The sequence below is a fragment of the Pseudomonas sp. ERMR1:02 genome, assembly GCF_002277815.1.
Lineage (GTDB): Bacteria > Pseudomonadota > Gammaproteobacteria > Pseudomonadales > Pseudomonadaceae > Aquipseudomonas.
In genome coordinates this window covers 23,491-46,053 of sequence record NZ_NKJI01000024.1, presented here as the reverse complement: position 1 = coordinate 46,053, position 22,563 = coordinate 23,491, and the positions used below count along the sequence as shown (strand labels likewise).

19 protein-coding genes and 3 pseudogenes are annotated in these 22,563 nt (G+C 57.6%); 13 read left to right on the top strand and 9 right to left on the bottom strand.

What is annotated here, in order from left to right; translation table 11 throughout:
* Positions 1-374: 374 nt before the first annotated feature.
* From CES87_RS28225 to CES87_RS28195, 7 genes and pseudogenes are all read left to right on the top strand, one after another.
* Positions 375-1,469: an NADH:flavin oxidoreductase/NADH oxidase gene (locus CES87_RS28225; RefSeq protein WP_128608684.1), complete on the top strand. Its 1,095-nt coding sequence runs from the start codon at positions 375-377 to the stop codon at positions 1,467-1,469.
* A gap of 109 nt (positions 1,470-1,578) precedes the next feature.
* Positions 1,579-1,914 carry an antibiotic biosynthesis monooxygenase gene (locus CES87_RS28220; RefSeq protein ID WP_128608683.1) on the top strand — a complete coding sequence of 112 codons (336 nt, stop codon included), beginning with the start codon at positions 1,579-1,581 and terminating at the stop codon, positions 1,912-1,914.
* Between the two features lie 221 nt (positions 1,915-2,135).
* Complete coding sequence (locus tag CES87_RS28215; RefSeq protein ID WP_128608682.1) at positions 2,136-2,624, top strand: (2Fe-2S)-binding protein; 489 nt, start codon at positions 2,136-2,138, stop codon at positions 2,622-2,624.
* Positions 2,621-3,613, top strand: coding sequence for a xanthine dehydrogenase family protein subunit M (locus tag CES87_RS28210; RefSeq protein WP_128608681.1), 993 nt, complete (start codon positions 2,621-2,623; stop codon positions 3,611-3,613). The genes CES87_RS28215 and CES87_RS28210 overlap by 4 nt, the downstream gene beginning before the upstream one ends.
* The gene (locus CES87_RS28205; RefSeq protein WP_128608680.1) at positions 3,610-6,000 is read left to right on the top strand and encodes a xanthine dehydrogenase family protein molybdopterin-binding subunit; all 2,391 of its coding nucleotides are present in this window, start codon (positions 3,610-3,612) and stop codon (positions 5,998-6,000) included. The genes CES87_RS28210 and CES87_RS28205 overlap by 4 nt, the downstream gene beginning before the upstream one ends.
* Before the next feature lie 3 nt (positions 6,001-6,003).
* On the top strand, positions 6,004-6,972 hold the full coding sequence (locus CES87_RS28200) for an XdhC family protein (protein ID WP_128608679.1): 969 nt from the start codon (positions 6,004-6,006) through the stop codon (positions 6,970-6,972).
* A gap of 22 nt (positions 6,973-6,994) precedes the next feature.
* Positions 6,995-7,906: pseudogene (locus CES87_RS28195) on the top strand (AraC family transcriptional regulator N-terminal domain-containing protein).
* Between the two features lie 152 nt (positions 7,907-8,058).
* Here the strand turns inward: CES87_RS28195 and CES87_RS28190 are convergent.
* Entirely contained in the window at positions 8,059-9,519 is a 1,461-nt protein-coding gene (locus CES87_RS28190) for an L-lactate permease (protein ID WP_128608678.1), read from the bottom strand.
* 131 nt (positions 9,520-9,650) lie between these two features.
* On the opposite strand from CES87_RS28190, the gene CES87_RS28185 reads away from it, so the two are divergent.
* A complete protein-coding gene (locus tag CES87_RS28185) occupies positions 9,651-10,139 on the top strand; it encodes an Lrp/AsnC family transcriptional regulator (RefSeq protein WP_128608677.1) in 489 nt (162 codons plus the stop codon).
* A gap of 75 nt (positions 10,140-10,214) precedes the next feature.
* A pseudogene (locus CES87_RS28180) lies at positions 10,215-10,427 on the top strand (spermidine/putrescine ABC transporter substrate-binding protein); the annotation flags it as partial.
* Positions 10,428-10,562: 135 nt separating this feature from the next.
* Here the strand turns inward: CES87_RS28180 and CES87_RS28175 are convergent.
* The 5 genes from CES87_RS28175 to CES87_RS28155 form a co-directional block, all read right to left on the bottom strand.
* Entirely contained in the window at positions 10,563-11,180 is a 618-nt protein-coding gene (locus CES87_RS28175) for a DNA-3-methyladenine glycosylase (protein WP_128608676.1), read from the bottom strand.
* Positions 11,181-11,184: 4 nt separating this feature from the next.
* The gene (locus CES87_RS28170; protein WP_128608675.1) at positions 11,185-11,997 is read right to left on the bottom strand and encodes an isocitrate lyase/phosphoenolpyruvate mutase family protein; all 813 of its coding nucleotides are present in this window, start codon (positions 11,995-11,997) and stop codon (positions 11,185-11,187) included.
* Between the two features lie 33 nt (positions 11,998-12,030).
* Complete coding sequence (locus CES87_RS28165; RefSeq protein WP_128608674.1) at positions 12,031-13,113, bottom strand: bifunctional transcriptional activator/DNA repair enzyme AdaA; 1,083 nt, start codon at positions 13,111-13,113, stop codon at positions 12,031-12,033.
* 140 nt (positions 13,114-13,253) lie between these two features.
* On the bottom strand, positions 13,254-13,466 hold the full coding sequence (locus CES87_RS28160; RefSeq protein WP_128608673.1) for a DUF1059 domain-containing protein: 213 nt from the start codon (positions 13,464-13,466) through the stop codon (positions 13,254-13,256).
* A 161-nt stretch (positions 13,467-13,627) separates the two neighbouring features.
* Positions 13,628-14,248, bottom strand: a complete 621-nt coding sequence (locus tag CES87_RS28155) for a LysE family translocator (protein WP_128608672.1) — start codon at positions 14,246-14,248, stop codon at positions 13,628-13,630.
* 378 nt (positions 14,249-14,626) lie between these two features.
* Between CES87_RS28155 and CES87_RS28150 the strand changes: the two genes are divergently transcribed.
* Positions 14,627-16,045, top strand: a complete 1,419-nt coding sequence (locus tag CES87_RS28150) for a serine hydrolase (protein ID WP_128608671.1) — start codon at positions 14,627-14,629, stop codon at positions 16,043-16,045.
* Positions 16,046-16,154: 109 nt separating this feature from the next.
* On the opposite strand, the pseudogene CES87_RS28145 reads toward CES87_RS28150, so the two are convergent.
* Positions 16,155-17,050 (bottom strand): annotated as a pseudogene (locus tag CES87_RS28145) (DMT family transporter).
* Between the two features lie 89 nt (positions 17,051-17,139).
* On the opposite strand from CES87_RS28145, the gene CES87_RS28140 reads away from it, so the two are divergent.
* Together CES87_RS28140 and CES87_RS28135 are read left to right on the top strand one after the other, a co-directional pair.
* The gene (locus CES87_RS28140; protein WP_128608670.1) at positions 17,140-18,471 is read left to right on the top strand and encodes a PLP-dependent aminotransferase family protein; all 1,332 of its coding nucleotides are present in this window, start codon (positions 17,140-17,142) and stop codon (positions 18,469-18,471) included.
* A 229-nt stretch (positions 18,472-18,700) separates the two neighbouring features.
* Complete coding sequence (locus tag CES87_RS28135; RefSeq protein ID WP_128608669.1) at positions 18,701-19,288, top strand: LysE family translocator; 588 nt, start codon at positions 18,701-18,703, stop codon at positions 19,286-19,288.
* 110 nt (positions 19,289-19,398) lie between these two features.
* On the opposite strand, the gene CES87_RS28130 is transcribed toward CES87_RS28135, so the two are convergent.
* Complete coding sequence (locus CES87_RS28130) at positions 19,399-20,232, bottom strand: AraC family transcriptional regulator (RefSeq protein WP_128608668.1); 834 nt, start codon at positions 20,230-20,232, stop codon at positions 19,399-19,401.
* A 33-nt stretch (positions 20,233-20,265) separates the two neighbouring features.
* Complete coding sequence (locus tag CES87_RS28125; protein WP_128608667.1) at positions 20,266-20,769, bottom strand: VOC family protein; 504 nt, start codon at positions 20,767-20,769, stop codon at positions 20,266-20,268.
* Positions 20,770-21,234: 465 nt separating this feature from the next.
* Here CES87_RS28125 and CES87_RS28115 point away from each other — a divergent pair, with 465 nt between their 5' ends.
* Complete coding sequence (locus tag CES87_RS28115) at positions 21,235-22,410, top strand: NnrS family protein (RefSeq protein ID WP_128608666.1); 1,176 nt, start codon at positions 21,235-21,237, stop codon at positions 22,408-22,410.
* Positions 22,411-22,563 lie beyond the last annotated feature (153 nt).

Sequence of the window (22,563 nt, the reverse complement as noted above, 5' to 3'; positions counted from 1 at the left end):
AACGACGAATCGAATCGCCGTCAGCATCATTGCCGGAAGCCGGCGGCTTAGATCAACAGCATTTCAATTGGAACAGGCAACCATCCCATGGAATGGGCAGTCCGCCCTCGTGTCTCCCACGACATCATTTTCGACGGAGCCACGTCGCCAGAATGTAGCGTTACCAACCGCTCTTGCCCGTGGGAAAACAGGTCGAGGACGCGCAGGGAAAATACTGCAATACGTAGTTACGAACATCTTGAAATATCAGGCGTGTAGGCACCGCGTCACTTAGAAGCTCGTCAGATAATGCAATTTGTCGCTCTTATCAGGCAAAAATAAAAGGGGCTGTCAGCTTCATAATCCACTCAGCCAATTTCGACGTGGATAGATCAATGACCTCTCTGTTTTCACCCTATCACTTAAAAGATGTCACGCTGCGCAACCGTATCGTGGCTTCGCCGATGTGTCAGTACCAAGCTCATGACGGGCTGTTGTCCGATTGGCACCAAACCCATTATGAAACCTTGGCCAAGGGCGGTGCGGGTTTGGTAATTGTAGAGGCTACCGCTGTTTGTCCCCGGGGGCGCATCACTCCCGGAGATGCCGGGATATGGAGCGACTCTCACATTGCTAATCTCGCGTCCGTTGCGTTGGCCATCAAGGACGCCGGAGCTGTCCCTGGCATACAGCTAGGTCATGCGGGACGCAAGGCTGGGTGTACCCCACCTTGGCTTGGTGGGCATCCACTGCCGGAATCTGACTCGCAGGCTTGGCAGCCCGTTGCCCCGAGTGCTCTGCCATACATGCCCGATTCTCCCCACATACCTGGTGAAATGACTGTAGACGAGATTCGACGTACCCAGGACGACTTCATGCACGCCGCATCACGGGCTTTCAGAGCAGGGTTTGACTGGCTGGAGTTGCACTTTGCACACGGTTTTCTCGGCCAGAGCTTTCTGTCTTCCAAGTCCAATACACGCTCGGATCAATACGGTGGATCGCTGCCCAATCGTGCGCGGTTTTTGCTGGAAACCATCGATGCAGTGAAGAAGATATGGCCAAGTAACCTCCCGTTAACTGTCCGTTTTGGTGTTGTCGATTTCGGAGACAATCTTGAAGAATCCATGGCGGAGTCAATTCAAGTTCTTCAATGGTTGAAAGACGCTGGGGTGGACTTTGTAGATTGTTCTCTCTCGCTCGCAACAGCTTGTGAATCCGTGCCATGGGGGCCCAACTTCATGGTGCCATATGCCGAGCGTGTGCGCGCCGAGACTGGATTGCCAGTAGGTGCAAGCTGGATGATCACTGACGCCCATGAAGCGGATGGATTCGTGCGAGATGGTCAGCTCGACCTGGTCTGCTTTGCACGGACGCTGTTAGCCAACCCCCATTGGCCATTTCAAGCGGCTCGCAAATTGAACATCCCGGACCCAACCTCTGTACTTCCGACGCCATACGCCTATTGGCTGCAAAACTGGGCTGGTTGAATCTTCGCGGCGCTCCTGACTCGACCTTATAGATTCGGGAGTCAGCGAAGCGTATGTCGGCCCTCGCATAGTCTCTTTTGTCGCTGGATAGCTTAGTTGGAGAGCATCCATGAGTCGTTCACCGTACCCAGTTGGATTTACCCAATCAGTTGAAATCGTAGTCCGTCCGCTCATTGTTCCAGCGCTAGTTAGCGTGCTTTCAGCGCGGATAGATCAATTCACTCGCACCTACTCAGGGTTTATCGGGGCGCTCGTGCAGGTGAGCGAGCAGCAGGATGCAGTCCACATGCAGCTCAACTGGGTATCCAGGGAGCACGGTGTAGAAGCCTTGGCAAAGGCAAAAGACGGTGAGCCGGATCTCTTCCAGATTGCGAGCGATTTACAGGCCAGCGCCATGATCTTGCGCACCTTCATTGTTGCCGCCGACATACGGACTCGATGCTGAGCCGGCTTTTGGGGATGGCACATACGCTCGTTGTTTCGAGCATTGGCCTGCTCCGTAACATCTTGTTGCGGGCACCATGCCTAAAAAATCTCCATCGGATCAGGCAACAAACCCCGCCGATCAGGCAATTCTCGCGGCCCTTAGCGAAGCATACTCAAACCTGGAATTGGCGCTTGTACTCGCCGGGCTAAGCGCTATTGGATTTTATTGGAGAGGCCACTATGGCAGACCGTAACAGGTTTCAGCTCACGATCAATGGCGAGCATTGGGCCCTTGAACTCGACTCTCGTACCACTTTACTGGATGCCCTTCGCGAGCATGCCTCTCTCACGGGAACCAAGAAGGGATGTGATCAGGGGCAGTGCGGGGCTTGTACGGTGCATGTCGACGGCGAGCGGGTATTGAGCTGTCTTACCCTCGCAGCACAGGTTGAAGGGCGTAACGTGACCACCATTGAAGGGTTAGCTCAGGCTGACGGCACTTTACATGCCGTGCAGGCCGCCTTCGTGGAGTTCGATGCCTTCCAGTGTGGTTACTGCACTCCTGGCCAAATCATGTCAGCTGTTGCTTGCATACGTGAAGGACACACGGGGTCGGACAATGCCATACGTGAGTACATGAGCGGCAACATCTGCCGCTGTGGCGCATACCCGCACATCGTCACGGCAGTGCGCACTGCAGCGGCACGTTTGCAGGAGGGCAAGGCATGAGAGCCTTCGATTACGTTCGTGCCAACGATATCAGTACCGCGCTCCAGGAATTTGGTCTCCCCGAGACTCGCTTCCTGGCAGGGGGAACGACATTACTCGACCTGATGAAGTGTGGAGTTGAGCGTCCAGCACGCTTGGTCGACATCAGCCATCTACAAGGTTTGAGCGATATCATTGTCGGCACTCAGCGGATCCATATTGGTGCCTCGGCGAAGATGAGCCATGTTGCAACCCATGCTCAGATCGAGAGCCAGGCGCCCGTTCTGAGTGAAGCCCTGTGGCGTGCTGCCTCCCCGCAATTGCGCAATATGGCTTCGATCGGCGGCAACCTTTTACAACGTACCCGGTGTACCTACTTTCGCGATCCTGCGGCCTACCCCCACTGCAATAAGCGCAACCCAGGGTCTGGGTGTGCGGCTCTCAACGGGATTAACCGCAACCATGCCGTGCTGGGGGTAAGCGATGATTGCATCGCCATCTATCCCGGTGACTTGGCTGTGGCATTGGTTGCTTTCGATGCCAAAGTTTTAATTCGTGGTGCGATAGATCGCCAAGTGGCGGCAGATGACTTTTATCGGTTACCTGGAGCCCGCCCAGACATTGAGCATGATCTGGCCGCAGGAGAGATGATTGTCGGGGTGGAAGTCCCCATGGTGCCAGCTCTCAAACGCTCTCATTACCTCAAGGTGCGTGATCGCGCTTCCTATGAATTTGCTGCCGCCAGCGCAGCAGTCGGTGTCGAATTTGAAGACGATGGCCAAACCATCAAAGATGTCCGCATTGCCATGGGTGGAGTAGGCACGAAGCCTTGGCGAGCACGTGAGGTCGAGCAAGCTCTTATTGGTAAGCCGTTTACTGAGAAGGTACTGCGTGATGCAGCTCGTCATACCGTCGATGGTGCTCAAGTTCGTGAGCACAACGCCTTCAAAATAGTGCTGGCACCCCGCGTTGTCGCGCGAGCACTGATGACCGTCGGAGGCTTGTCATGAACGATCTCTTCAACCCGAAAATTGATCGGCGGACACTGCTGAAAACTGCCGCTGCAGGATCTGCTGTCGCGTACACCGGCCTCGTCTTCAACCCGTTGACCGGGGAGGCGGCGCCGCTTATTGAGAAAGAGCCGAATGGCTCTCTTGGTGAGCGCGCACCCAGGCAAGAGGGCGGCCTTAAGGTGCGAGGTGAAGCGCGCTATGCCATTGAGCATGCCATCGACGGCATGTTGTACGGCGTGGCGGTGCAATCGACCATTCCTGCCGGGCGGGTCGCTGGTATCGACACTGGCCTGGCCGAAAAAGCGTCCGGTGTAGTTGCCATCTACACGCATCTGAACCGACTGGCGATTCAGCAAGCCACACCTTTTATTAAGGGCGGAGCCGCCACCGAAAACTTCACACCTTTGCAGGATGACCTGGTGCGCTGGAATGGTCAGCATATTGCCTTTGTAGTTGCTGAAAGCTTCGAACAAGCCACTGAGGCCGCGAGCTTGGTCAAGGTCAGCTATGAGCAAACCGATGCGATCATTGACCCGGATGATCCACGCGCAAAGCCTCAGCCCACTGATGATCTTCAAGCCAAATGGGGCGACGCGATATCTGCCCTGGCGTCAGCTGCGGTCAAGGTAGAAGGCGTCTACACCACGCCCCGCGAGTACAACGTACCGATGGAGCCCCATGCGTGCATAGCTCATTGGAATGGAGACAATCTGACGGTATACGAGTCGAGCCAGTGGGTGGGCGGTGCCCGCAATGTTATCGCTCAGTGGATGGGGGTGGACATGGCAAACGTCCGTGTTATTTCTCCATTTATCGGTGGTGGGTTTGGTTGCAAAGTGGCGCCACACCCGCATGTCGCTATGGCCTGCGCGGCATCTAAGGCATTGGGTCGGCCTTTGAAGGTGTCGCTGACACGTCCACAAACGTTCACTGGGTACGGTGGTCGGCCTCGCACCAGCCAACGACTGGCGCTGGGTGCCACGAAGCAGGGCGTGCTTGTCTCGGTGGTGCATGAGGGTTGGAACGAGACCGCAATTGACGATATTCATTTGGAGCCAAGCACTTCAGTGACGGCGCTTATGTACGCCACGCCTAATATGCTCGCTCGCCACAGCATTATTCCGGTGAATACCGTCAATCCAGGTTGGATGCGTGCACCTGGTGAAAACATCAGCACCTATGCGCTTGAAACAGCCATGGATGAACTGGCCTATGAAGTCGGGCTCGATCCCATTGAGTTAAGGCTGCGCAATTGGGCCTCTCAAGATCCGAAAGCCAACATCCCGTGGTCGACACGGCGTCTTAGGGAGGGCTATGCCGCCGGTGCTAACGCATTTGGTTGGGGCGGCCGGAATCCGCAGCCGCGCTCAATGCGCGAAGGTCGCGAGCTGATTGGTTGGGGGATGGCAGCAGGTACTTACCCGGTCTGGCGTACCCCCGGAGAAGCCAAGATCATCATCCATCGAGATGGACGCATCGAGGTGTGTAGTGGAGGCACCGATCTGGGCACAGGCACCTACACGATCCTTGCGCAGACCGCCGCCGAGGTACTGGATGTTCTGACGAGTTCGGTCAAGGTAAGCCTTGGCGATACAGATTTGCCCCGTGCACCCGTCGCGGGAGGCTCGCAGCTTGCGAACAATCTTACTGGCGCCGTGTACAAGGCGGCGAAAGTCGCACGCAACGAACTGCTGCGGCTCGCCACAACCGACCCGAAGTCGCCGCTTCACGGTATGGATATCGGCAACTTGGTGTTCAAGAACGGACGCATCAAGCCCTCACAAAGACCGGGCGACGGCATAGCGTTGCCAGATCTGTTGAAGGCGCTTGGCAAGGATCGATTCGAGATATCCTCGGACACTTTCAAGGCAGGCGCTACGGAGGCTGATCGCGACGCGGCAGCGCATGGGTTTAGCCAGATGCAATCGGCGACAAGCGGTGGAGTATCGGCCCATAGCTGGGGCGTGCATTTCGTCGAGGTTCGGGTGGACGAGGACTTCGGTACGGTCAGAGTCAAGCGTATGGTTGCCGCGTTCGATAGCGGCAAGGTGTACAACCCTAAGCTTGCCGAGAGCCAGTGGATGGGCGGCATGATCATGGGGCTTGGTCAAGCCTTGTTTGAGGCAGGTCACATTGACCGGCGTGACGGTCGCGTCGTAAACGCAAGCTTGGCTGACTACGTCGTTCCAGTGAATGCCGACGTCCCTGAAATCGTCACGATCGATGTCGGTATACCGGATTTAAAGGCCAGTGCACTGGGCGGCAAAGCGGTTGGCGAGCTAGGAATCGTAGGGGTGGCGGCAGCGATAAGTAACGCGGTTTACCATGCCACTGGAAAGCGTATTCGCGATCTGCCGATTACCATGGACAAGCTGCTTGCCTAATCGATGAAGAATCTAGATATACAGGTGATTGAGCAAGCATCAAGGTGGCTCGAACAGGGTGAAAACGTGTGGCTTTGCACCGTCCTGTCGACCTACGGATCAGCTCCCCGTGGCCCTGGAGCGATGCTTGTTGCTCTGCGATGCGGCGACTTCTGCGGATCGCTGTCGGGTGGCTGTGTAGAGGAGGATTTTCTGGAGAGGCTCGGTCGCGAGGAGTTCAAGGCTTGCAACCAAATCATCCGCTACGGTGAGGGCGGGCTTGCTCCTTCCTTAGAGCTACCCTGTGGCGGCGTGCTTGATGTGCTCATTGAACACTTCGAACCTGACTGCCAGAGTCATGAGCATTTTGCGAGGCTTTTGAGCGCTCTGCAGGGCCACCAGTTGATAGTGCGGCATGTCACGTTGGGAACACGCCAGGTGCGTATTGAGACTTGCTCCATAGGGTGTGCCCCTGTCTCTGTTGGGACTGATCATGTACGTCTGCGAATAGGTGCGGTGCGACGACTTCTGATTGCAGGGCTATCACCGGTAGCAGAATTTTGCGCCAGTTTTGCTGTAGCCCTGGGATATGAGGTTGTCGTGTGCGACCCGCGTACTGAGCTGACAGCGAATTTTCAAGTCCCAGGCGCAAAGCTGATCGAGATGCACCCAGCAACCTATATTGCTCAAGGAGGCTGTCACGATGCTACTGCGGTTGTGGCACTGACACATGACCCCCGTCTGGATGACCTGACGCTTCTGGAGGCAGTGATGACATCTGCGTTCTACATTGGCGCCATGGGCTCACGGCGTACCAGTGAAAAGCGCCTGGAGCGGGTCAGGCGCATAGGAAAGCTGGACGATGAACTTGTCGAGCGCATCCACGCCCCGATTGGATTGAACCTGGGCAGCAAAACACCTGCCGAGATCGCGCTGGCTGTCATGTCCGATATCGTTCGTGTGAGTAACGGGATTGTTAAAGGCGCACTTTAGCGTCGGGATTTGGGAAATGACTATGAACGCTGCTTCTAAAAATAGTCTCACCAGCAGTGCTACAGGCCATCTGGCAGAACGTGTAGGGCAGATCATTCGAACTGAGGGCGACCATTACAGCAAGGTTCCTGGTCTCAGCTTCCACCGCCGTAATACGGTGACTGTCCCCTTGCACTGTATCTATGGGCTTGGGCTTGGCCTGACTCTGTAAGGGAGCAAGCAGGTCATGGTGGGGGAGGAAGTGCTCACTTACGGCCCCGGACAGTCCATGGTCACAAGTATCGACATTCCCGTTATTGCGAATGTGACCGAGGCAAGCATGGCTCGACCATTCCTCGGCATGATACTGACATTCGATAGCGCCATGGTCATGCAAATCGCGGAGCGTTTGCAGCTGTCTCAGCGAATGAAAGATGAAGGATTTCGCCCCGTCACCGTCCAGGTTTTGGACGCAAGTCTGCTGGGCGCGCTGGAGCGTCTGGTGGGGCTGCTGGACGAACCAGGCTTGATTGATTCCCTGGCGCCTCTGATCACAGAGGAAATCGTCATACGTCTACTGAGTGGAGCCCATGGCTCACAGCTTCTGCATGTCGTCAGTGCCGGCTCACCCAGCCAGCATATTGCCAAGGCCGTGGCGTGGTTGAAGCTCAATTTTCGCCAGGCACTCAGGATGGATGATTTGGCTGCGACGGCTTACATGAGCCCCTCCACATTCCGCCAGCACTTCCGAGCGGTGACCGGAATGAGCCCTCTGCAGTACCAGAAGCAGCTCAGACTACAGGCAGCTCGGCAAATGATGTTGAGCCAAAATGTGGACGCAAGCAGTGCTGGTGGGCTCGTAGGATATGAAAGCTCCTCCCAGTTCAGTCGTGAGTACAGCCGGCTGTTCGGGGAGCCGCCGCAGAGAGATATCAAGCGCATGCGCGCTAACTAGAATTGACTTCGTTTGGATTTAACAGGGTGCTGGATCTGCACCGCTCCTCAAGAACCTCGATTTAGTTTACTGACTTCCTCAGGGCGTGAAGCAGTCGTTGCAGTTGCTAATCTGCGCGCTGCTCGTTGGGATGCCCATCAGCCAGTGCAATGCTATCCAAACCATCCACTCAGCAACCCTGCGCCCAACGCGACTAACGCGGTATTCAGACAGGCCAGCGCGAAGCCAAACCTTACCAGTTCGCCTTCTTCCGTAGCCTGGGTTTTAGCAAGTCCCAGGATCAGCATGACGATCGACAGAGAGCCCAGTGCTGCATGCCCTGCGGAGCTGTTCTGTACCGCTGCCAACAATAGACGAGATGATTCGGGCAACATCGCGATAGCCGGCATGAAGATCGCATTGCCGCCAACATTCGACCCGGTCATGTAGCCTGACAGCGCGCCAAGCATGGCAACCATCGATGTCGCGGCGGTAGGCGACAGGCCCGCCAGCAATTGCATCAAACCCGCCAGGAAGCCGGCCTTCACCATCATCTGCGACATCGCGAGAAAGAAGAAAATGGTCAACAATGGCCGCTTCGCCCGCGCCGCCAACGCAGCAGGCATGCAGACGTCCGGCCCTGTCTGGCGTTGTGTATTGCGCGTGTGAAACCCTAGCCCGATCAGCACCAGAATCAGTGCCAGGCCAGGTGAAGCCAGTGGTTTCCAGATGACCTGGGCGCCCTGTACGACCCAGAGATCCTGCCAGGAGGTGATCGTCCACACCATTTTCAACGCGATGATGGAGACAATCAGCAACAGATACGGCCATGCCTGACGCGGCCATTGCACCGCACCGCGCTCGCTATTGCTGCGACGCAGTCGCCACAGCCCGGCAAAGAGCACAGCAGCTGCCGTCACCAGGCCCGCCGCAACGCCGGCCACTTCCGGCCCGATCCAACGACTGGCACCGTAAAGCACACCCACGAACAGCAGCCAGAAAGCGCCCAGTGCCCTCCATTCCCGCGACTCACAAACGCCAGCCAGATACAGCGCCATCGCACTGAGGCCCAAAAAAACCGGTGCGCTGGTCAGTGCCGAGGTCGAAGCCAGCGCGGGGGCGTCCAAGTGAGCCAGGGAGGCGCCTATGACCGATGCCAGGCCCAGCGTTCCCCACGGCATGATTGCCATGCCGGTCAGTGCTATTCGCAGCGCGACCCGGCGCTCGAAGAGGCTGAGCAGCAGGGGCACCGTTGCGATCAATGACACGCCGAAGCCGGTCATCGCTTCCAGTAACGGTGCCAGCCCGAGGACAATAAACACTGCCTGATCCCCCCGTCCCAGGCCCAATGAACGCACCCATTGACTAACCGCCAGGTTGACACCGAGGCGTTCGATAAAAATCACGAAGGCCAGACCCGGCACGATCACGAAGGCCGTACTCGCAAACAGCACAACCGTATCTTGAGCGGCGGCCATCATACTACCCGGGCTCCACGCGTCTGCAGCGCCGACGAGCCAGAGCATAAGGACGAGTAGCGTGCCGGCGATGGCGGCATGAACGGGCGGCCGGCGCAGCACGACGAGCATGGCTGTCACCAACAGGACTGGGGAAAGATGAAACAGTGCGAGCATGCCAATAATATCCTGTGTGAGTCCCGACAAAGGCTGCGTATGCAGATTGCAGGCAAGATAATATTTCTCGTGACTAGATAAAGGGTCGCAGTTTTCTGGTAGTTTTCGAGAAAATTTCTCGCAGGCCTCCCATGGTAAAAAACCACGCTGACTCTGAACCGTTGGATAAATTCGACCGTGCCATCCTTGACCTCGTCCAACGCGACAACACCACGCCGCTGCGCCTGATGGCCGAGCAGGTCAATCTTTCCACGGCTGCCGTGCAGCGCCGCATCAAGCGGATGGAAGAAAGAGGTGTCATCACCGGCAATGTAGCCATCGTCGACCCGACCGCCGTAGGAAGGCCGATCACGATCATTGTGGAAGTGATGGCCGAGCGCACGAGCATCGAGGCACTGGAGGCAATGAAGTTGCACTTCGCGGTGCCCGAAGTTCAGCAATGCTACTACGTCACCGGCGAAGTGGATTTCGTGCTGGTGTTAACCGTTGCCAGCATGCAGGAATACCAGGCATTGGCGCGGCGATTGTTTGCCGAAAATGCCAACGTGACCTGGTTCAAGACAATCGTGGCGCTGGATCGTGTGAAAGTAGGGCTTGATGTACCGAGCGTGCCCGGATAACGAAGCGTGCTGCGGCCTATGGCGGCCCTGAATCTGCCCTGATTTTTTCCTAAGCCTTCCCCGCAATGTCCTCCACTGTCAGTGGAGGTGATCTCACCGATCACCGATACCATCCATTACGCCAATGCGATTACCGTCGCAGACACCCTGATCGACCGGGCGATTCGCGATGATCCGGGGACTTATCCATCAGCGCAGGTGCGCGCGTCGCTGTACAGCAAATATGACAATGGCAAGGCGTTCAACCGGGCGTTGATTCGGGCGTTCAGTCGGTTGAAGTCGGGATTGTCAAAGGACCGAGTTGATGTGGCGACTGTTCTGGCGCCTTCGCGAGCAAGCCCGCTCCCACATTTGACCGCATTCTCATGGGAGAACTCGGTCAAATGTGGGAGCGGGCTTGCTCGCGAAGAACGATAACGCGGTCTAACGGGTGGGCACCCGCCACAAATACCAGGAAGCCACCGTCCGATACGGACTCCACACCAACCCGATCTCAATCATCTGCTTACGCGTCGGCTGCACCTCCAGCCCCTTGAGCCGTCGATACCCTTCGCGCACACCAAAATCATCAGCCGGCAAAATGTCCGGCCGCTCCAGGCTGTAGATCAACAGCATCTCAACCGTCCAGCGCCCCACGCCGCGTAGAGTGATCAGGCGCTCGATCAGTGCTTCATCGTCCATGGCCAGCGCCGTGGCGTAATCCGGCACCACGCCATCCAGCGCGGCCTGGGCAATGCCCTGAATGGTCGCGATCTTGCTCGCGGAAAACCCGCAGCTGCGCAGTTGATCGAAATCCGTGGCGACTATCTGTTCAGGCCTCGGAAACGACACCGACGGGAACAACGCCAGCAGGCGACCGACAATCGCATCGCCAGCCTTGGCGTGCAGCTGCTGGTAGGCAATCGCCCTGACCAGCGACTCATAGGGGTCGCGGGCGGCATGAGGTTGATGCAGGCACGGGCCGATGGCGTCGATATGCCGACGCCAGTCCTCGTCGAGCGACGATAAAAACTCGCTGGCTGGCTGGTAGCTGTCGGGCATGGGCTCAGGCTTTCCCGGACGGTTTCAACAGCGCGTTGACTTCGCCATAGGTAAGAGCCTTGATGCCATGGTTGTCGAATTTGCCGGTCTGCAGAAAGCTTTGAGCCACTGAAGCCATGGCGCCATAAAGAAATTCGGCGATACCTGAACCGGCGCTCAGGCGACGCACGCCGATAGCCTGCAACGCTTCAGGCGACGGCAGGCCAGGCAACCCGAGCACATTCAACGGCAGTGTCGTGCCTTTGCACAGTGCTGCGATCTCGTACTCCGACGTAACGCCCGCCGCGAACAACCCGTTGGCACCGGCCGCTTGATACAGCGCGGCGCGCTTGAGGGTTTCCGCCACGCGATCTTCGGCGGGAACCAGGCTCTTCAGGTACACATCGGTGCGCGCGTTGATAAACAGATTCACGTTGCGACGATCGGCGACCTGTCGCGCGATTTCGATCTTGTGGGCGAGCAATTCAGGCGGGGAGGCACCGTCCTCGATATTGATCCCTACCGCACCGGCGGCAATAACCGCGTCTACCACCTCTGCAACATGAGCCAGGTCATCGGAGTAACCGGCCTCGATGTCCACGGTCAACGGCACCGAAATCACCCGGGCGATAGATTCGACCGTCGATACCAGGCGTTCAAGGGGCAGGGCGTTGCCGTCCGGGTATCCATGAGCCCAGGCCACCGCCGCGCTGCTGGTGGCCACCGCCTTGTTGCCAAGCTGCTCTACCAGCCGCGCCCCGGCGGCGTCGGCGACGTTGGTGAGGATCAGCAGACCGTCCTGATGCAGTTGATGAAGTTGAGTGTCGAGCCTGTCCATCGAATTTCCTTCCTTATGAAAAATACGCGGGGATCAGAATGCGAGCTGTTGGGTGATTTGCACCGCTGCGTTTTCCAGCCTTAGCAGATATGCCTTACGCGGTTGGCCTCCAGCGTAGCCTGTCAGAGAGCCGTCGGCACCGATCACCCGGTGGCAGGGCAGCACGATAGATAGGCGGTTGTGACCGTTCGCCAGGCCTACCGCGCGGCTGGCGCCGGGCTTGCCCAGCAGGGCGGCGATAGCGCCGTAGGTGGTGGTCTGGCCGTAGGGGATTTTCGCCAGCTGGGCCCAGACCTGGCGGGAGAACTCGCTACCAGGCATGTGCAGGGCCACGCTGAACTGGGTGCGAATGCCTGAAAAATAGGCGGCCAGTTGCTCTTCGATTTGCTGCAAATGTGCGTTATGCCCCGGCGCCACGGCGTAACCGAAGCGGTTTTGCAGGGTCTCGACTTCGCGAGTGAGTGAAGGCTGGTCGAGAAACTCCAGCAACACCAGCCCGCGACGTTCGGCCATGGCGATCATCGGCCCCAGCGGCGTGGTCAGCCGGGTGAACAGCAAGGGTTCACTGTTGGCGGCGCGGCCAGGCGTGATGTGGAAGGACTTTTGAAACGCATCGCGAAAACCGCTCAGGGATTCATAGCCCGAGTCGTATGCCGCGCTGTCGATGGAGTCGCCCTGTTTGATGCCGCCCAGTGCCACGCCCAAGCGCCGGGTGCGCAACCAGGCATGAAAGGTCATGCCGAAATGCTGTTTGAACCAGCGCCGCAATTTCAGCGGTTCGATGCCTTCTGCCAGTAACTGGGCGTCGGTCCAGCGTTGCTCGGGATCGGTGTCCACCGATTTGAGCAGCCGTTGTACCCAGTCCGGCGCAATGTCTGCTGCATCCAGCGGCTTGCAGCGCAGGCAGGCGCGGTAACCTGCCGACAGGCATTGCTCGGCGTGGGCGAAAAACTCGACGTTCGCAGGCTTCGGCTTGCGCGCCGTGCAGCTGGGCCGGCAAAAGATCCCGGTGGTTTTAACCGCCGTAAAAAACACCCCCTCGTAGGCGGTGTCTCGTTCGAGCATGGCGCGGACCATCTCGGCGTGGGGCGGCAGTAGCGTGTGTTGTAGGTTCATGGACGCAGCATAGGACGGGGTCGGGAGCGCCTCCACCGGAAAATCGACAGGGAATTCCCCTCATTCGCCATGAGATCACTGCAGTTCAATGTGGGAGCGAGCAGGCTCGCTCCCATTCACTTCTCTGAAACCCCTGCGTACTAAGCAGGACGTGGTGCTTCAACAGGCGGGGTGCCGTCGTGAAACATTGTCTTCAGTTGAGCTCGCAGTTCCGGTGAGTCGGTGTGCTTGTGAACTTTGACTGCATGCTGTGCGGCAGCCTCAAGCAGTTCGTTTTCAGAGTCTGCGGACAGCGCGACCGAGCATTTGGAATCGCTCGGGAACTCGCGGCAGTCGATGTATTTGCGCGCCATGATGTTCTCCTCCCTACGACGAAGGCAGGCCGTGGCCTGCGTGAGCGATCGCTCGACGCGTTACTTCCATACATCAAACACGATTGCATACCACATCGAGTGTGCCGACTTTTGAAGTATAGGCCTGCCCGGTGTCAGGGTAGTGGTACGTTTGAAACCAATCAGGCACGCCGAGCCATCAGCAGCACCGAAGCCGCCGCCGACAGCAGTCCAGCGCAGCAACGGTTGAAAATCCGCTTGCCCGACGGTTTGGCGAACCAGCGGCGCATGTGCAGGCCCATATACGCATAGGCCGCGATAGCGATCCATTCCAGCACCAGGAACAGCGCGCCCAGCACCGCGAATTGCGGCGTGATGGCGCGGGTGGAATCGACGAACTGCGGCAGGAACGCGGTGAAGATCAGGATCGCTTTCGGGTTGCCTGCTGCCACCAGAAACTCCTGCCGGGCCAATGCCCACGTGCCCACCGGCGCGCCGGTCACGGTTTTTTCCACGCCGGGATCGGCACGCCACAGTTGCCACGTGAGGTAGAACAAGTACGCCGCCCCCAGAATCTTGATCCCGTAAAACAACAGCTCCGAAGTTTGCAGCACCACCGCCAGGCCCGCCGAGGCGAGGGCGATCATCGCGGCGAACGCCAGCAAACGGCCGACCCCGGCCACACACGCGGTACGGTAGCCGTAGCGGGTCGAGTTGCTGACCGACAGCAGGTTGTTCGGGCCTGGCGCCATGTTCAGGGCGAAGCAGGCCGGAAGGAAAAGGGTGAGGGTGGCGAGGTCCATGGGTTGGCTCCTATAGCGAGAGCCGTATTTTTATCACGGCTGTCGAGGGGACAGCCTCGTACAGTCATGACCACAAGCGCCATAGCAGTCGCTACTGGGAGAAAAAATCTACTTTCTCGAGCGCTTGACGAAATGGACTTGCCTGTCCATCATGGACTTACAAGTCCATTGTAGACTCAATCGTATCGCATGAATTCGGATTCGACGTTCAGTGCTCGAAGACTTACAAATTCCGGCGCTGAGTTTCCATATCGGCTTGCCATGAATTAATGAGTGACGATCATTTTCGAAGGGAGAAATGAATTCATAGCCATTGAAGAAACCTAAAAAAATAAACAAAAAACAGGTCTGCTATCAAAAATTATCTGGAGCTCTACAATGAATAACAATTCGAAGAAACGAACATTTGTATCCTCAATGCCTCTGTTACTCGCAAGCCTGGTATGGGCAACAGTCAGTCATGCCGAGCCTGCTTTTCAGAAGGCGAGTGAAGTTGACGATACGATGCGCTCTCTCATGAGTCAGCAGAACATTCCGGGCGCAGTAGTTACGATCCTCAAAGATGGAAAGCCGCTCTATACCGCGGCCTATGGAATCAGTAATCTCGAAACCAAAACACCTGCAACGACCGCGACCGTATTCCAGTCAGGATCGGTCGGTAAAATGTTTACTTCCTCCGCGATCATGCTCTTGGTTCAAGACGGCAAGATTAAGCTCGATGACCCTATTGCCCCGTTTTTTCCTGAAGTCAAAGGCGTGTGGGACGGCATAACCATACGACAGGTCATGTTGCAGCGCTCCGGCATACGTGACTATGAGGAATTCAACAGTATCGATATCAAGCAGAATTACTCCGACGAGCAGCTCATTGGTCTTCTTTCATCCAAGGCGCTGGATTTTCCTCCGGGTACTCAGTATCGCTACAGCAATTCTGGCTACATTGCGCTGGGAATACTGATCAAACGGGCAAGCGGAAAATTCTATGGTGATCTCCTTCAGGAAAGGCTATTCAGTCAGTGCAATATGAAAACGGCACAGGTCAATGTGCTGAAAAGCATTATCCCGAACCGTGCGGCAGGGTACGTTTCCAATGAAGGCCCGCTTGAGAATCCGGGACCAGTCGCCCAGACTCTGTCTGAGACCGCCGATGGAAGCTTGTTGCTGACCATAAATGACCTGGCTGCATGGGATGCCTGTCTATCAAATAACAAACCACTGACTAGAGAATCTGTTGCTACCGAGTGGGAAGTGCCGTTGATGCCCGACGGCACTCAGCCAGTCACCGGTTATGGAACTGGCTGGCGTAACAATGTTGTCAACGGACATCGGGTAATTGACCATTCAGGATCGTTCCAGGGTTTTCGCGCGCACTACGCCCGATTCGAGAATGGTCTCTCGGTCGCCTTGCTGACAAACCTTGAGTCCGCACGTGGCAGTTATATCGTCAGGCGGGTCGCAGGCATTATCGAGCCAGGTCTATTGCCACTCGAAAAAGAAATTGCAGGGTCCGCAGCAGAGACTCAAAAAACCAAAAGCGCGATTATTGCACTTATGAATGGGAGCAATGATCCATTGTTGGGCAGCGATATTCACAAGGTTTTTGACAATAAACACGTCGAGGAGATCGAGTCGTCTTTTATTAAAGTAACCCCCGATACTAATCTGGTGCAGGTGAATGAAGAAAAGGACAATTCGGTCACTCTGCGTACTTATAAGGCAACGGGAAAAAAAGTTAACTACATTAACGCTGAGTTTGCAGATAACAAGATTGTCGGTCTGAAGTTTTCTGCCGAGTAGTTAATAGTAAGTGCGTTGTGTTTCAGCGGTTAAAAATACTCCGTAGTAAACACTGCGGAGTATTTTTATCCGGGATTTACCGGCAGCGGTCTAAAGAAAAGATTCAGGGCTAGCGAGAAAACTTTTTCGCCCCGGCCACACAAAAAATCACCGCCACGGTCACTCCAAGCATGCCGATACTGACGTGCTCGTGAAGCAGAGTCGCCGCCAGCGCCAGGCCAAAAAACGGCTGCAGCAATTGCAGTTGGCCGACGGCGGCAATTCCACCCTGGGCCAGCCCGCGATACCAGAACACAAAGCCGATCAACATGCTGAACAGCGACACGTAAGCCAGGCTGAACCAGGCAGGCGTGCTGATGCCGCTGAACGACGCCGGCATCCGCCACAAACTAAGCACCGCCATGACCGGCAACGCCAGCACCAGCGCCCAGGAAATCACCTGCCAGCCGCCGAGCGTGCGAGACAATTTCGCCCCTTCGGCATAACCCAGACCGCAAGCCAGGATCGCCATCAGCATAAGGATATCGCCTTGGGGGACGCAGTCAGGCCTTGGGCAACGGCGAAGCCGACCACCAGCAGGCTCCCCAGCACCGAGAAAATCCAGAACACTGGTCGCGGGCGTTCGCCACCGCGCAAAACGCCAAACACGGCCGTCGCGAGCGGCAACAGGCCGACGAACACGATGGAGTGCGCCGACGTCACGTACTGCAACGCCAGCGCAGTCAGCAGCGGAAACCCCACTACCACGCCCAAGGCGACGATGGTCAACGGCACAATTTGATTGTGCGCAGGGCGTTTTTCCTTGAACAACAGCAGCAGGCACAGCGCGAGAATCGCCGCGATAGTCGCGCGGGCCACGGTCAGGAATACCGGATCGAACTCCAGCACCGCCACCCGTGTCGCGGGCAGTGAGCCACTGAAAATAATCACGCCGATCAGGCCGTTGATCCAGCCGCTGGTACCGCTTTCCAGCGCCCGGTTTTGCAGGTTCGAAGTCCGTTCCATTTCGCTCACGCTCAAAGTTTGATTGCACGAAACCCATCGTATGACCGACTATCGATACAATCAAAAAATTGTCATGGATACATCTCGACATGTCTAGATCCCGGTACAAATCGCTGGTTGATGCCTTTGCCGCCGACATCCGCTCAGGGCGTCTGCCACCCGGTACGCGCCTGCCGACTCATCGGCAACTGGCCAGTGAGCAAGGACTGGCGCTGGTCACCGCAAGCCGGGTTTATGCCGAGCTTGAGGGCATGGGTCTGATCAGCGGCGAAACCGGGCGTGGGACTTTTGTCAGGGAAACATCACTACCGCCTGGTCAGGGCATCTCGCAGTCCGTGGTGGCGGCGGGGATGATTGACCTCAACTTCAACTACCCGTCGTTGCCCGGTCAGGCCGACCTGTTGCGCAATGCCCTGCGCCAGCTCGCGTTGTCCGGAGACCTCGAATCGCATTTGCGCTACCAGCCCCATGCCGGGCGTCTGCATGAGCGGGCCTCGGTCGCGCGTCATCTGGGCGAACGCGGCCTGAATGTGCCGGCCGAACAGGTGTTGATCGTCAGTGGCGCTCAGCATGGCCTGGCGGTGGTCATGATGACGCTGCTCAAGCCGGGTGATGTGATCGCCGCCGATGCCTTGACCTATCCGGGGTTCAAGACACTGGCGGAAACGCTGCACCTTGAAGTCTTGCCCATTCCTGTCACGGACAAGGGGCCTGATTTGCAGGCGCTGGAAAAGCTGTGCCGGAGCCGGTCGGTTCGGGCCGTCTACTCGATGCCGACCTTGCACAATCCCCTGGGCTGGGTGATGGACGCCGATCAGCGCGAGCGCTTGGTGTCGATTGCGCGCCAGTACGACCTGACGATCATCGAGGACGCGGCCTACGCTTTTCTGGCCGAAAACGCGCCACCACCCCTGGCTGAAATGGCGCCGGAAAGAACGGTGTACGTCTCAGGTTTATCCAAGAATGTAGCCACCGGATTGCGCGTCGGTTTTGTTGCCGCACCCAAGCATTGGATCGCGGGATTTGAACGCACAATCATGGCGACCACCTGGAACACCCCAGGCGTGATGACGGCCATTGCCACGGCCTGGCTCGACGACGGCACCGTCACCAGACTGGAGGCGCAAAAACGTGCCGACGCACAGGCCCGCCAAGCCATGGCTCGCGAGGTATTGGCAGGACTTGGATACATCAGCCATCCGTCTTCGTACTTCATCTGGTTGTCGTTGGCCGAAGACGCCCGGGCCGACCAGATCGCCATGGCGTTGATGCGCGAGCAGGTGTCGGTGTCGCCCGCCGAGCCCTTTGCGATAACCACCCATGTACCGCACGCCATCCGCCTGGCGCTAGGCTCGGTGGACATGGTTTCGTTGCGCGAAGCGCTGGTGAAAGTGAAGAGGGTGGTTGGCTTTTATTCTTAGCAGTACTGGGTGGTGGTCAGTTCAGAATGTAGGAGCTGGCTTGCCAGCGATGGTCGTCAACGATGACTCGTATTGACTGGCTTCACGTGTATCTCTTGGGTTCTTCGCTGGCAAGCCAGCTCCTACAAGGGGCCGAGGCATTAGGCGCGCAGGGCAGTTTTCTTCAATACGTGCACCGGAGGGCTCTTTACCTTGAGGCCTGGTTCAACTGACAGGAAGAAGGTGTGCGATGAGTCTGATGATGTCCATGGCGGCGTTTGCGCTGGTTGCTTCGATAACGCCGGGGCCGGTGAATATCGTGGCGTTGAGTTCGGGGGCGCGCTTCGGCTTTCGCGCCAGTCAGCGGCATGTGGCCGGGGCGACCCTGGGGTTTGTCCTGCTGCTGGTGCTGATGGGGCTGGGGTTGCATGAGCTGTTGCAGCTTTGGCCGGCCATGACCCAAGTGGTGCAGTGGGCCGGTGTGGCGTTCCTGTTGTACATGGCATTCAAACTGGCGGCGGACAACGGGCAACTTGACGCGAAGGACTCGGGCCGTGCGCCGTCGATGCTGTACGGCGCGGTGATGCAATGGCTCAACCCCAAAGCGTGGCTGGCCTGCGTGGCGGGTATGGGGGCGTTTGTCGCTGATGGCGAAGCGCGGTTGGTGTGGCAGTTCGCGGCGGTGTATCTGGTGATCTGCTACTTGTCAGTCGGTTGTTGGGCGTACGCCGGGACGTTTTTGCGCGGTTACTTGAACAACCCGGCGGGGATGCGTTGGTTCAATCGGGGGATGGCGTTGATGCTGGCCGTGAGTGCCATTTATTTGTTGATTCCGTAGACCTGTAGGAGCCGGCTTGCTGGCGAAAGCGGTGTGTCAGGCGCCATCCATGTTGACTGATACGCCGCTTTCGCCAGCAAGCCGGCTCCTACATACAGGGCGCCATTCACTCAGCCGCGATATTGTCCAGGTGTCGCCGCCAGATGCTGCTTGAACGCCCGCTGAAAATGCGCCTGGTCGGAAAATCCTGCTTCCAGCGCCACATCGGCGATCAGCTTGCCGTTGCGCAATTGATCCCGGGCGAACTGGATGCGCTGGTTGACCAGGAAGGCGTGGGGCGTCATGCCGTAATGCTGCTTGAAGGCTCGTATCAGATAGGACGGTGACAATTGCGCCTCCTCGCAAATGTCTTCGAGCTTGAGCATTTGCGTGCAGTGATCGCGGATGAAGTCGGCGGCGCGTTCCAGTTTGAAGTTGGGCTCGCGCAACGGTTGATCGACCGGGTTCAGCCGTAGTTGCACCTCGGTGAAAAACTCCACCGCTGCGCTGTGCTTGCGCAGGAAATCCTGCTGCTGATCGACCAGGACTTCATACAAATTGTTCAAGCCATCAAACAGGTAGGCGTCCGGCTTATGGGTGACGGCAAAGCGGCGAAACGCCAGATCGTCGCTGAACCCGAGCTGATGCTGCAAGTCGGTGAGCCATGCGGCGTCGACATAGAGCATCAGGTACGACCAGGGCTGGTCGTCAATCGGATTGCAGGCGTGGACATCACCGGGGTTCATCAGCACCACGGTGCCGGCACTGACTTCGAACTGCGATTGCTCATGGACATACGTACTGCGCCCGGCGGTGATCGCGCCGATGGAAAAATGCGCGTGGGAATGTCGGGTGTAACAGACCTCGCGCCCGTCGGCGATGGAGCGCGCCTCGATGAAGGGCAGGGCGTCATCGCGCCAGAAGCGCGGGGCCTTGTCGGTGTCCTTGGGCTTGGCGAGCTTCATGGTCGATCCTTGGCTGGTCAGCGCCTGAGTGTATTAGCTCTCACCGTCAAAGGCTCGCTTGAGCGCGGCAATATCGAGTTTTTTCATTTGCAGCATCGCTTCCATGGCACGTTGGGATTTGCTCGTGTCGGGGTCTTTCATCATGTCCATCAATGCCACAGGCACGATTTGCCACGACAACCCGAACTGGTCCTTGAGCCAGCCGCATTGTTGAGCCTGAGGCACGCCGCCGGCTGACAGGGATCCCCAGAAATGATCGACTTCCTCTTGGGTCTGGCAATTGACCTGAAACGACACCGCCTCGCTGAACTTGAACATCGGACCGCCGTTAAGGCCAGTGAAAGTTTGCCCTTCGAGCTCGAAGCTGACCGTCATCACCGAACCTTCGGGTCGCCCGTGGAACTCGAAACCGGCATGGCCATAATGGGTGATCGCAGTGATTTTCGAATGGTCGAAGATCGAACAGTAAAACTTTGCAGCCTCTTCTGCCTGATCGTCGAACCACAGGCAGGGCGTGAGTTTTTGAACATGTAGCATGGCGGGTCTCCCTGGCAGGTTTTTGCATGCTGGATTATCAGCGTAGCCAGCCTCCGGTCGCCTGGTTGTGCCGTAGATCGCCAAGTGGGCATAAAACTGCTCTTCGTAGGAGCGAGCTCGCTCGCGAAAGACCCGAGGACGCCGCGTCCAGTCAGGCTGTGCGCGTCATCTTGGCCATCATCGCGAGCAAGCTAGCTCCTACAGGATTGGCATTAGTCAATATGACTGCGCGCCGAGTCGAATTGACCCGTTTTTTGGAGAGTCTTTTTGACATGTTCATCTCAAAGGCTTGATTCGTATGGGGTAAATATCTGGCACGAGACTTGATACATCCAACGTACAACTGAACTGCACAGGACTACGGAAAATGTTCGATTTCTTCAGCAATCCTCAGAATGTTCCGCACCTTTGCAGTCGTGTGCTCGGCGTCGGCATGGCGATGCTGGTGGCTGGGGCGCTGGCCTGATGCGCAAACTGGTCGCGGCACCTGTCTTCAGTCTTGGTTTTCGCCCGTTCTTTCTGGCGGGGGCCATGTTCGCCGTGCTGGCGGTGGCGATCTGGGCACTGTGGCTGTATGGCCGCTTGCCCGGCGCACAGCCGGTGGGCGGCATGCTGGCCTGGCATCGCCACGAAATGCCGTTCGGGTTTGCCGTGGCGATCATTGCCGGGTTCCTGCTGACGGCGGTGCCGAACTGGACCGGTCGACCGGGGCTCAATGGCTGGCCGTTGATCGGGCTGATGTTTGTCTGGCTGCTGGCGCGACTGGCTTGGCTTATGCCGATTCCTTGCGGATTTTTGCTTCTTTTGCAGCTGCCTTTTTTGCCGCTGCTGGCCGCGGTGCTGGGACGTGACCTGGTGGCTGCCGGCAAGCGCGACAACTATCCGATCCTGCTAATGGTCATGTTGTTGGCCGGGTGTCAGGCCATGACGCTATGGGGCATCGCGACCGACGACGTTGGCCTGCAACGACGTGGGGTGCTGGCCGCTCTGTGGCTGGTGGGCGCGCTGATGAGTGTGATTGGCGGGCGAGTGATCCCGTTCTTCATTCAGCGTGGTTTGAATCGTCCGGCACAGCCTGCAGCCAATCCATGGCCGACCCGGATCCTGCTGGTGAGTGGTTTGCTTGTGGCGCTGACGTTTGCCCTGGGAATGAAAGACGTTCCCCGGCTTTGGCTGGCGGCGCTGTTTGTGCTGATGGGCGTTTTGCATCTGCTGCGGTTGTGGCGTTGGCACGATCGGGGCATGTGGCGCGTGCCGCTGTTGTGGTCGCTGTATCTGTCCTACGTCTGGCTGGCGGTGGCGGCTTTCGCCATGGCCTCGTGGCATGCAGGCTGGATGCAGCAACAGAGTCTGGCCACTCATTCGTTGGCGGTGGGCGGTGTGGGCGGATTGATTCTGGCGATGATTGCCCGGGTCAGCCTGGGTCATACAGGGCGAGCGTTGCAGCCTTCGAAAGCAATTGTCGTGGGGTTTGCCTTGGTGCTGATGGCTGGGCTGTCGCGGGTGTTGCTGGTGCCGTTTTCCGGGTTTGGGTTGGGGGTGTCTGCATTGCTCTGGTGCTCGGCGTTCGGACTGTTTCTGCTGCGTTATACCGGCATTCTTTGTAGGAGTGAGCTTGCTCGCGATGTTCGCCAACGATAACGCGCCCCGCTTGAATGACCGCGTTGTCCTGGCGTTTTTTGCGAGCAGGCTCGCTCCTATGGTGACCGGTGGTCGATAGACCTCGGCTTGCCGGGCAAATTGGACTTAGCTGTAAAGACAACCCGAGGCGCACGCACCCGCCGTCCGTAGGAG